13 protein-coding genes are annotated in these 10,981 nt (G+C 37.1%); 6 read left to right on the forward strand and 7 right to left on the reverse strand.

All coding sequences use genetic code 11. From position 1 onward, the window contains the following. Positions 1-51: 51 nt before the first annotated feature. Entirely contained in the window at positions 52-798 is a 747-nt protein-coding gene (locus CWC14_RS04070) for a hypothetical protein (protein WP_138561433.1), read from the reverse strand. 179 nt (positions 799-977) lie between these two features. Between CWC14_RS04070 and CWC14_RS04075 the strand changes: the two genes are divergently transcribed. After that, entirely contained in the window at positions 978-1,112 is a 135-nt protein-coding gene (locus tag CWC14_RS04075; protein WP_138561435.1) for a zinc ribbon-containing protein, read from the forward strand. A gap of 61 nt (positions 1,113-1,173) precedes the next feature. Here the strand turns inward: CWC14_RS04075 and CWC14_RS04080 are convergent, their stop codons facing one another. Continuing rightward, positions 1,174-1,353 (reverse strand): AlpA family transcriptional regulator, encoded by a 180-nt coding sequence (locus tag CWC14_RS04080; protein ID WP_138561437.1) that lies wholly within the window; start codon positions 1,351-1,353, stop codon positions 1,174-1,176. Positions 1,354-1,487: 134 nt separating this feature from the next. On the opposite strand from CWC14_RS04080, the gene radC reads away from it, so the two are divergent. Beyond that, entirely contained in the window at positions 1,488-1,982 is a 495-nt protein-coding gene (gene radC, locus CWC14_RS04085; protein ID WP_086993136.1) for a RadC family protein, read from the forward strand. Positions 1,983-2,122: 140 nt separating this feature from the next. Here the strand turns inward: radC and CWC14_RS04090 are convergent, their stop codons facing one another. Continuing rightward, positions 2,123-2,740: an inovirus Gp2 family protein gene (locus tag CWC14_RS04090; protein WP_138561439.1), complete on the reverse strand. Its 618-nt coding sequence runs from the start codon at positions 2,738-2,740 to the stop codon at positions 2,123-2,125. 188 nt (positions 2,741-2,928) lie between these two features. Next, the gene (locus CWC14_RS04095; RefSeq protein WP_138561441.1) at positions 2,929-4,272 is read right to left on the reverse strand and encodes a hypothetical protein; all 1,344 of its coding nucleotides are present in this window, start codon (positions 4,270-4,272) and stop codon (positions 2,929-2,931) included. Positions 4,273-4,392: 120 nt separating this feature from the next. Here CWC14_RS04095 and CWC14_RS04100 point away from each other — a divergent pair, with 120 nt between their 5' ends. Further along, positions 4,393-4,836, forward strand: coding sequence for a hypothetical protein (locus CWC14_RS04100; RefSeq protein ID WP_138561443.1), 444 nt, complete (start codon positions 4,393-4,395; stop codon positions 4,834-4,836). On the opposite strand, the gene CWC14_RS04105 is transcribed toward CWC14_RS04100, so the two are convergent. Next, the gene (locus tag CWC14_RS04105; RefSeq protein WP_249928686.1) at positions 4,817-6,046 is read right to left on the reverse strand and encodes a tyrosine-type recombinase/integrase; all 1,230 of its coding nucleotides are present in this window, start codon (positions 6,044-6,046) and stop codon (positions 4,817-4,819) included. The genes CWC14_RS04100 and CWC14_RS04105 overlap by 20 nt on opposite strands. Before the next feature lie 278 nt (positions 6,047-6,324). Here CWC14_RS04105 and CWC14_RS04110 point away from each other — a divergent pair, with 278 nt between their 5' ends. Together CWC14_RS04110 and CWC14_RS04115 are read left to right on the forward strand one after the other, a co-directional pair. Next, the gene (locus tag CWC14_RS04110) at positions 6,325-6,861 is read left to right on the forward strand and encodes a YaeQ family protein (RefSeq protein ID WP_008112865.1); all 537 of its coding nucleotides are present in this window, start codon (positions 6,325-6,327) and stop codon (positions 6,859-6,861) included. Between the two features lie 184 nt (positions 6,862-7,045). Continuing rightward, positions 7,046-7,651, forward strand: coding sequence for a PGAP1-like alpha/beta domain-containing protein (locus CWC14_RS04115; RefSeq protein WP_138561445.1), 606 nt, complete (start codon positions 7,046-7,048; stop codon positions 7,649-7,651). Here the strand turns inward: CWC14_RS04115 and CWC14_RS04120 are convergent. Then, positions 7,648-7,857 carry a hypothetical protein gene (locus CWC14_RS04120; protein WP_138561447.1) on the reverse strand — a complete coding sequence of 70 codons (210 nt, stop codon included), beginning with the start codon at positions 7,855-7,857 and terminating at the stop codon, positions 7,648-7,650. The two genes, CWC14_RS04115 and CWC14_RS04120, sit on opposite strands and share 4 nt — an antisense overlap. Positions 7,858-8,258: 401 nt before the next feature. Here CWC14_RS04120 and CWC14_RS04125 point away from each other — a divergent pair, with 401 nt between their 5' ends. Then, on the forward strand, positions 8,259-8,732 hold the full coding sequence (locus CWC14_RS04125; protein ID WP_008112861.1) for a Dps family protein: 474 nt from the start codon (positions 8,259-8,261) through the stop codon (positions 8,730-8,732). A gap of 64 nt (positions 8,733-8,796) precedes the next feature. Here CWC14_RS04125 and CWC14_RS04130 read toward each other — a convergent pair whose 3' ends face one another. Continuing rightward, positions 8,797-10,869, reverse strand: a complete 2,073-nt coding sequence (locus tag CWC14_RS04130) for a S9 family peptidase (RefSeq protein WP_138561449.1) — start codon at positions 10,867-10,869, stop codon at positions 8,797-8,799. Between the last annotated feature and the right edge of the window lie 112 nt (positions 10,870-10,981).

A 10,981-nucleotide genomic window follows, 5' to 3' on the forward strand; every position in this document is an offset into this window, starting at 1 on the left:
TTTTATAAAGCTATCTAACAAAGAGGAAAATTGGCCTATAGCTGAACTGTACTAAAGATATGTTTTTATTATTTCCCCCACGTTATTTAACTCAACATTTGCGACTAAATTTCTCCCTAAAAAAGGCGCAAGCACTAACACTGGCAACCCGTGACCTTTAAGTATTCTTAACTCGTTTTTGCTCCCTAGAAATACTCGTTCTTCTGCGCATTCGTTTTCATTATAAGTATCGCCCCAAAATGCCATTTTATATTCTTCGACATACTTTGGCCCAAAGCAAACTACAACCTTTGGTTGGAACTGTTTTACTAAGGCATTAAACAATTTAAACCGAGTAATTGAACAGTGTGTTTGATAGTGGTATTTAATCTTAGTTTTAGTGAGTTCGATATGCTCCTCTGACCAAGTGTTCATATTCTTGCAAGGGAGGGGGAACAAATTTAACTTAAACTCATTCGAATCAAAATTACAGTAGTGATCTTTCATGTAATTTTTATAACCACCTTCAAATTCAAAGGCCTTACAAAGGATTTTTGCTATTTTTTGGTCGAATTGCCATTTATAAAAATTCAGGTTTTCAGCTTTCCACCCACTAGATAAGTAAGGAACGCAATAACCATGAACTTCATGGGTTGGTCGTGTAATATCTAAGGTTACTTTTTCATCCGCACCAGCCCATTCAAGACCTGAAAGCCATAAAGGCGCATTGATGTTCCCACCATCCATACCTGGGAGCTGCTTTTCTAAATCATTAAAAAAAAGTTCATATCTTTTCCTCATTGTTAAATAAGTAGCCAATTTATCGCTTACGATTTTAAGACTATAAATTACCTTTAATACCTTTACAGATGGATATCTTATTACTAAGTTTAATGAACACCTTTCAATTAATGCATTCACTATAAAACTGAGTTTTATTGAATCACCAACTCAATAATAGAAGCAGCTTTTTAGGTAAACTTACAGAGGATATAAAAATGTCTACAACAGGGGAAAAACCAGGTACCGGTACCTACCAATGTGATAATTGTGGCAACACTGTAACACTTGACGATCATGATGATACTTTGCCACCTTGTCCTAAATGTCATGAAACAGAATACACACCGTAGCAACTGCTCTTCAAGAGTTATCTATTTTAGATAGCTCTTATTACCTTCCAAAATAAAACAATTAACCTCTTTCTTCTATTCTTTCAACTATCCAACCATCCACCTCTGACTCAACCCAAGCCACTGATTTAGCACCTAACGATACTTGCTTTGGGAATGTACCTTCTGCAATAAACTTATAAATACTTGAATGGCCTAGTGACGTTTTTTGAATAACTTCTTTTAATTTGATTAACCGCATTTTTCTATCTCCGTTATAGGTTCAAGAGATATGTCAGTTATGTAGAAAGTTACTTTTTAAGCTGGTGGCAAAATCAAAAATATTGAAGGCATATATCACTCAAGTGTATTCATTACCCACCTGAGGACTTGATCATGGCTTTAATTAAAACCAAGCAATACGAATCACAATATAAATGTTTAGAAGATAAAATTTTAGAAAGAGCAGCTGAAATAATGCAGCAAAGGTATGCTCGCCTAGGAGCCCTTAACAGCCCGTCTACGGCCATAGACTTTTTAAAGGCAAAACTAGGTGTGTATGAGCGAGAAGTATTCGCTGCGTTGTATTTGGATAGCCAAAATCGGATTATTGATTATCAAGAACTCTTTTTTGGGACGATTAATGCTGCATCGGTTTATCCGAGAGAGGTAGTGAAATCTGTGCTTAATAAAAATGCCACCAGCGTTATCTTTGCTCATAACCACCCTTCAGGCGATCCCACGCCATCACAGGCAGACAAACTCATTACAAAGAAGTTGGAAAGTGCTTTAGCGCTAATAGACGTGACAGTACTTGATCACATTATCGTAGGCGAAACTTGTGTTTCTTTTGCAGAAAGGCAACTACTAAGTTTAGACAGTAACAACTAAGAGGAGGATATATTGCTAAATACTAATACGATAAGAATCATTATTCATACGATTGCTATATTGAAGATAATTCAAAAAATCTATGAAGATGATATTAAATAAGCCAGCGCCCTACTTGGGGCGCTTTTAACAGTGCTTTATCAAGATCTCTTAGGTACAGAGCTGCTACCAAAATTCCTCTTACCAGTCCCGCATACCTTAGTCTCATTTTTTGCTAAATAGCGTAATCGAGATACTGATATATCCCTTTCTAATGAATAGTTTGTAGAGTTTCTTGCAACCCAGTTACTCGCATTGTCAGGAAAGTTTACAAGGTTTTGCGCTTCATCTATGGGAATATCGAGTGCACTAGCCCATGCTTGTATAATCAAGGATGCGAGGCTGCCAGAGTTACAATCGTAGTTGCCTAAAGAGTGAAACCTGTCTTTATTAATAAAAATAGCAATATGATAATGCTCTTTATCAGCAAGTACCCCAAACTCTCTCGCCCAGACATAGTACAAGTCTGTATCATGAACTCTATGCCCTAAACGCCTGCGCTGTATAGCGTCACTGCTAAGCCTTGCCTTTAATGAAGCAAAGAATCTAGATATTAAATTACTCGCTACTGCTTTAGGTGTATCTATGCACTGATAATAATCAGGGAGATATAAGTCAAATCTTACTACATTCAATCGAGGATATTGCTCAATGGCATGGTTTAAAACTAATTCGATACGTTGTAGGTATGCCGGGTTATATGAAAGTTGTTTTGTCATTTTACAGTCTCTTTGTTGGTTAACTATACAAAGAGGCTCTTGTGTACTTTCTTACTTTATTAGTGCTCATAAACGACTAAGTTAAATAGGTATATCTTACCTATCCGACATCATCAATTTCTAAGTTACCTCAAATTACATATAGATTTTTTCGACGTGGTCGGAAAATAACGGAAATTAAAAAAAGTTCACTCTGGAGTTACATCCAAAAAGTGTATCTTAATTAATAACTTGTAAACCAGCTTTTTATTTTTTTGCACATCATAAACATTAAAACCTATCAAGTTCATTGTGCTTAATGGCTTACCCCTATACTCCAACATATTACAAGAAACGATACCGTAGCCTAAAAAAATAAGATTACAATCAACCCTCTTTAATGGATGAGATGGCTCGATAGATAACTCTCCTTCAGGGAGCGTTTTTGCTATATCAGCTAAATTTGTCTCAATTCGACTAAGTGTCATTTTAAACCAAGATCTTATTAAAAACCCTAAGATATCAACTTCTTCATCATTAAAGCTTTTAGAGCTTTTTTTAAGTACTTCTTGAGCTAAACTATTGATATAAGGAAATTCAGCTTTCCCACTAATAGAGTCACAAATGAACCTATCAATAGTATTGGTAGCTAACAAGCTTAATTCTGTAAGGTTTAGTTTATTCAGAATTTGATAAGCTTTTATCAAATTATCAAACGTGAAGAAATTTTCGACCTCCTCCATTTCAAAACCTTTAAAGCATTTATCTATAAACACTATCCTCGCATGGTTACTGTTAGATATATAATGCTCCCACTCTTGATCTGAAACTTTACCTCTATTTCTCCCATCATCACTTTTTTCGATCGTTCTCGAAAAAAATTTCATTTTTTGATGTAACTTTTTTAGAAACTTCACCTCGAAAGAGTTCCCTCTATAGAAATAATCCTTTACAAAGATAGAACGAAGGGCACAGTCTCGTAGATTGTTTTTATGTTTGAACTCTAATCTTATTAGCGATGAAAAAAAATATCCTTTACGTTTTTTTGTATAATGAACACGGCCTACGATCACATCCTTTTTTTTGGATTTTAACTTTTTGATTGTTGAATGAACTCTTGCTTCTGAAATTTTTAAGGTCTGCGAGATAACTTTAGTTTCAAGAAATTTACTATAACTATTTTCATACTCGAAGAACCTAAAAAGAAGTAACACGGCACGTTCAATATTTGTCCAAGGCTTCGAGTATCGCCTTGCATATGCAATATCTTCAATAAACTCCTTATAACAATCCGGCAAGTAACCTTTCAAAAAAAGTTCTGACGCATAATTATTTTTCTTAAACTCTCTTGTTTCCCCTCCCCTAGATTGAGTGTAGATGACATTAATTGATAAAAGTGACTTTTGTTTAATTCTTTCCAACGCCTTTTTACAAGAGAAGCTATCTATCCCAAATGATCTTGACACAGAATTAACAGACGAATGTGCTGAGAAGTCCTCAGTGAAGAAGTATAAAAAGGCAAGTAGTTCCTTGTAGTTCCCATCAAAAAGCATCTTTAAAAATACTCATAAAATTAAATTCAATACTAGTATCATATACTAGTACATGATACTAGCGCTTATAGTTATTATAATGTAAGTTAAGCTAATTATGTTTTATTGGAATTGTATTAAGTGAAGTTTGAAAAGTGTTCAAATGGGGAAGGATGTAGTTGGTGCAAAGATAAAACACCTCACAAGGCAAGTTGGTTTGCAGATTATCTTGTAAAGAAAGAAGGTAAGAGATTTTATGGTACTAAGGCTCTTGTGCCTTGCATAAAATCGAATTATCAACTACTCACCCCATCAAACAAACTAAAAAAAGCTAAAGCTATGCAAGCATGGCGACAATATAAAAATAGAAAAAAAAGCGCAACAAAACTACAAACTAATTACACACTTACTAAAGAGACTATTAAAATACTAAGGCAGTCAGCTATTCAAGAGAATAGACCTCTAAACCTCGAACTTGAGATAATTATAAATACTTACCTTAAAATGAAAGCTGAAGGTAAACTTGATCATGAAATATCAAAAATAGTTCTAAATAATCTTATTACTACTCAAAATATTGATTAGAGATCGAACTATTTACAAACCTACTCCACCACTCCATTATTGGCCTACGTTGCTCAAGATAATCAGAGCGGTTATATGCCGCTCTGGTCTCATTTTCATCTGCATGAGCTAAGCAAGCTTCAATTAACAAGCTATCGTAGCCTTGCTCATGTAGTGCAGTAGACGCAACAGAACGAAGGCCATGAGCCACCAGCTTATCTTTATAACCCAAGCTGCGCTTTATAGCTGCATTAACTGTGTAAGTGCTTGCATGGCTCTTTTCATTACGCTCACTCGGGAATACATATTCATGTTGACCGCTGAGTGGCTTCATCTGTTCAAGTATAGCCAGAGTGGCAGGAGTTAAAGGCACCCGATGTGCCCTTCTACGCTTCATTTCTTCAGCAGGAATTACCCAAACAGCCTCTTCAATATCAATGTCTGCCCACTTAGTACCGGCGGCTTCTTTAGAGCGAGTCATGGTATGCAGTTGCCACAAGATTAAAAGTTTAGTTTTGTTCTGAATGGTTTGTGAGTTATTTAAAGCGCTTAAAAAGTCAGGTAGCTCTTCAGGCCTTATTGTAGCCATATGCTTTACCGTATTCTTAGTAAAAACTTTTATGATTTTTGCTAGTGGATTGGCATTGAGTACATCGTGATTTACCGCGTAATCCATGATCTGATTTAGGCTCTGACAAATTCTCTTTATTGTTGAGTGCTTACCATCAGACTCAAGCGGCCTTAGTATTTCAATTGTATCTTTTGCTGTAATGCTTTCTAAAGGCATATCTTGCATTTTTGGAAATATATACATCTCTAAGGTTCGCCATTCCCTAGCTGCGTGGTGGGGTGTCACCATTGGCTTTTTCCGTTCATACCAAGACTCAGCAACTGCCAAAAATGTATTTGCCTTTTTCCTCGTTAGCTCTAACTTCTTAGTGCTTTCATATTCCTTAGGATCAACACCTTTAGCTAAAAGTTGCATATAGTGCATTGCTATATCTCTTGCTGCCGCAAGTGTTACTGCTGGGTAGCTTCCTAAAGATAGTTTGGTAACCTTTTTATTAACTGTATATTTAAACCGCCAAGACTTAGTGCCATTAGCTCTTACACGTAATATTAAGCAATTACCGTCAGAAAAGGTTTGTTCTTTGCCGGTAGCAGTTATTGATTTTATCTTGCGATCAGTCAAGCGCATATGACGCACTCTTATACATTTAATGAATAACATGAGTATATAGTATTTTTATTGACGGGGGTACTGAGCGGGGTACTGGATGACTTGGATTTAGCAATCAAACAATGGAAGACAGCGGAAATAAAACGATTATAATCCATTGATTTTAAATTAAAGACAAGATAGCAGCGAATAAAGGCGGAAGTTAATGCTAGTGACCAGGGAACCACTGGATAGCCATTTTTAACTCCTAACATATAATTTGTAGCTATTTTAACTGGCAATTCATTTAATTGCGCTATACTGGCGCAAATTTTTTCAGATTAGATATTATGGCTCTTAAATCTACCATTATTAAAGCGCAACTATCGCTTAGCGATATGGACCGTCACGTATACCAAGACTTTAATTTAACCTTGGCACAACACCCTTCAGAAACTGAGCAGCGCTTGATGATCCGCTTACTAGCGTTTGCACTTAATAGCTGTGATGGATTAGAGTTTACTAAAGGTTTATGTGCTGATGATGAGCCGGAGCTTTGGCATGTCAATTACAGTGAAGAAATAGAGCTGTGGATTGAGCTGGGGCTGCCTGATGAAAAGCGCCTTAAAAAAGCCTGTAATAAAGCGAAAAAAGTAGTTTTATATACCTATGGCGAAAATAACCAAGCTATTTGGTGGCAAAAGCATCAGCCTAAATTATACGAGTTTAAAAACTTAAGTATTTTTAGCCTTGATTATGCTGCTACTCAGCTATTAGCTGCGTTGGTTGATCGTAATATTAAATTGGCTATTACTATTCAAGATGGTGAAGTTTGGGTTAATACCGACACCACTAACATTGAGATAAAACCTCAGCAATTAATGTAACTAGAATAGGTTATACCAATTGCATTAAATTAGTTATCTATTATAGCGACAAGTAAATAAGTCGGTAACAAGGCGAAAATTGTGACATATAGTTGTTCTATATAAATAATTTTTAACGTAGGTAGCGGATTATTTAATACGCTAGAATGATCATGTTTTTAATAAAATTGGTATTAGGGGGCGTATGAAAGTTAAACACGTGATTGTTTTACATGGCTTATATATGTCTGGCTTGGTTATGCGCCCGTTATGTTCGCGTCTAGAAGAGTCGGGGGTGAAAGTTTTAAACTTAACCTACAATACGCGTGACCCTAATCGGGATGCTATTTTTTCGCAAATAGATGAATTTATTGGCAACGAGCCTTCTGCTTTAGTGTGTCACTCTATGGGGGGCTTAGTTGCTCGCGCCTATTTAGAGGCAAACTCAGCGCCAAGTCATCATGTTGAAAAGGTAATCACCTTAGGAACGCCACATACTGGCAGCCATATTGCTGAAAAAATGCAGCAAAAAGGGTTTGAGCTATTATTAAAAAATAGTGTTGAATTTTTACTCTCAAAAAATGGTGACTGGCCTTTTAAAGCCAAGCTATATAGCATTGCCGGCGACTTACCGATTGGCTTAATGCCACTCATTGTAAAAGGCAGCCGCTCTGATGGCACTGTGTTATTAGATGAGACTAAGCTCAGAGGTATGGCTGAACACAAGGTGTTTCATTTAAGCCATACCAGTATGATTTACTCACGTCAGGTCGTTAATTATATTCTTGAGCGCTTGAATGAGGACATTTAATCCTCGGCAGCAGCGGCCACTTTGTAGCTAATCAAAAATATAATACCTAGCACCAAAGGCATTGGTGCAGCGATATAACCAAAGGCATCAGAGTTAGCAAAGCTCGCACCCGCTAAGTGTGCAACTAATCCAACAACAAACGCGACCAAAGCAATACCAATAACGATGAGTTCAGCTTTATTCTCTTTACGTGTTTTAGCTTCCATTATTTCTCTCCGCATCTAATCAAGTAGCCCCCTTAACTTAATAAAGTGCTCTCTATCAAGTTGGGTTATATTAACTATACGCTTTACTTATGCGCGTTTTTTGACCTAAATCAATAAATAAAATAAGTCTGCGCTGCGCCTGTCAAAAGCTTGTTTTAGATCATATTTTGTACTCACAAAATAAACAATTTCGCTGCTCAAGGTAGTATTTTTATAAACACAACCCATATCTATGAAATGGCGTTAGTTAATTTATTTATAAAACCACAGATACGGTGATAGCTTTTAGCTATGACACCAATATGTATAAACGATTTTATTAATACACTATCTTAGGCAATACTGACTGTATTGAACAAGGTGTAAACAAATTCATAAAACGGTTATTTAAGGAGCAAAGTATGTCGCAAGTAAATGCAATTGGTTTAAACAGTACAAAAAGTGAAGATATTATTAAGTCACTGAATACGCTTTTAAGCAGCTATCAAATTCAATATATGAATGCCCGCGGTTTTCACTGGAATATTAAAGGCCGAAACTTTTTTGAATTACATTTAAAGTTTGAAGAAATTTATAACTTACTACTGTTAAAAGTAGATGAAATCGCAGAACGTATTTTAACGCTTGATGGTGCACCGCTACATGCATTTTCAGATTACTTAGAAGTAAGTGAAATTAAAGAAGCAAAAGGGATCAGCGACGGCGTAACCGCAGTAGAGAACTTACTGGCCGGATACAGCAGCTTAATTAAAATGCAGCGCGATATTCTTGCACAAGCCGCTGAAGCTGATGATGAAGGTACCGCGTCATTAATGAGTGACTACATTAAAGAGCAAGAAAAACTAGTGTGGATGTTAAAAGCCTACCTAGATTAAGTTATTTTAAAAAATAGAAAGCCTCAGTTATTACTGAGGCTTTTTTGTAAAAATCATTTACGGGCTATGACAAAGCGATAAAAAAGGCCATTTCTAGCGCTTTTTCTTCTAAGCTCTTAAAGCGACCCGATGCGCCTCCATGCCCTGCATCCATGTCGGTTTTAAACACTAAAATATTATCATCGGTTTTATATTCACGCATTTTAGCCACCCATTTCATTGGTTCCCAATACTGTACTTGTGAGTCGTGCAAACCGGTTGTCACCAGTATATTGGGGTAGTGTTGCGCACTAATATTGTCGTACGGTGAATACGCTTCAATAATCTCGTAAAAATGGGGGTCATTTGGGTTACCCCATTCATCATACTCATTTGTTGTAAGCGGAATGCTTTCATCTAACATGGTGGTAAGTACATCTAAAAATGGCACATGGCAGCCCACTCCACAGTAAAGCTCAGGCGCTTGATTTACCACAGCTCCCATTAATAACCCCCCAGCACTGCCACCAGAGGCAAATACTTTACTTTTGTTGCCGTATCCTTGCTCAGTGAGCGCTTTGGTTACATCTATAAAGTCATTAAAGCTATTTTGTTTATGTTGTTTTTTACCGTGTTCGTACCATGAACGCCCTAGCATTTCACTACCACGCACATGCGCAATTGCATAAACAAAACCACGGTCGAGTAAACTCAGTGACGTACTCGAAAAGCTAGGATCTATGGTGATCCCATACGCGCCATAACCATATTGAAACAACGGATTTGAGCCATCTTTTTTAAAGCTATCTTTACGATATACCAACGACACCGGCACTTTTACCCCATCTCGAGCGCTGACCATAAGTCGCTCTGACTGGTAGTCTCCTGCATTAAAATCACCGAGTACTTTTTGTTGTTTAAGTAAGGTTTTTTTGCCTGTGGTTAAATCAACATTATAAAGCGAGCCTGGCGTTGTTAAGCTCGAATAGTAAATGCGAGCATGAGCTACACTTGGCTCTGGGTTCATCGCAATAGCGGCGTAATAACAAGGATCATCAAACTCAAGGTTCATTCGCTCGCCGTTTTTGTTAACCACAACAAAGCGTGCTTGGCCTTGTTCGCGCTCGCTAAGCACTAAAAAGTCGTTAAATAGTTCAACGCCTTCTAATAATACAGTTTCACGGTGAGGGGTATGTGTTTGCCACTGGTTTTTATCAGCAATGGTGTCGCTTGTTGCGGTCATTAATCTAAAGTTTTTGGCCTGCCAGTTAGTCACTATATAAAAAGTACCACCAAGCTTATCGATATCAAATTCATGCCCCTCTTCGCGCGGCATTAAAGCGGTAAACTCACCTTTAGGTTGATTGGCATCAAGCACCCACATGTCGTTAGTTTCTGTGCTCGCTAAATCAATAATAATTAAGCTTTCATCACGGCTTTTACCTAAGCCCATAAAAAAGCTGCTGTCTTGCTCTTCGTATACCAGTACATCTTGGTGTTGCTCAGTCCCTAGTTCATGTCTAAAAACTTGATAACCCAATAAGGTTTTTAAATCCTTTTTTACATAAAATACGGTTTTATTGTCGTTCGCCCAAACAACCTGCCCCTCGGTATTTTCAAGTACATCGTCGAGCATTTTATCGTTGTTTAAATCTTTAAAGCGAACAGTGTAAATACGTCTGCCGTCGGTATCCTCAGAGTATGCCATTAATTGCTCACTGGGGCTCAGCGCCACTTCCCCTAGCTCATAAAACTCATAGCCGTTAGCAAGTTCATTCACATCAAGTAGCAACACTTTATTAGCCATTGCCATACTGCTACTGCGATAATGGCGTGCATATTCATCATCTCCGCGAACCTCTGAGTGATACCAATACTGGCCGTCTTTTACCGGTACAGTGTTATCATCTTTTACAATACGGTCTTTAAGCTCTTCAAATAATGCACTTTGTAATGGCTTAATAGGGGCTAATTGTGCATCACAATAAGCGTTTTCTTGTGCTAAATGCGCGAGTATTTCGACACTTTTTCGTTCATCATCGCGCATCCAATAATAATCATCACTGCGTGTTTTTGCGTGAGTTGTAAGCGCATAAGGTTGCTTTTTAGCAATAGGAAAATTAGGCAATAAGCTTAAAGAATAATCAGAAGAAGACACAAAAAAACCGCTTAAAAAATAACAATGGCGGCCAGTTTATCATAAAAATAAAAAAGCCCACTCATAGTTGAGTGGGCTAAAGCGGTATAAATCACGGCTAGCGCATTTTAAT

Origin of the sequence: Pseudoalteromonas sp. S3260, from assembly GCF_005886925.1 — a bacterium.
Taxonomy (GTDB): domain Bacteria; phylum Pseudomonadota; class Gammaproteobacteria; order Enterobacterales; family Alteromonadaceae; genus Pseudoalteromonas; species Pseudoalteromonas tetraodonis.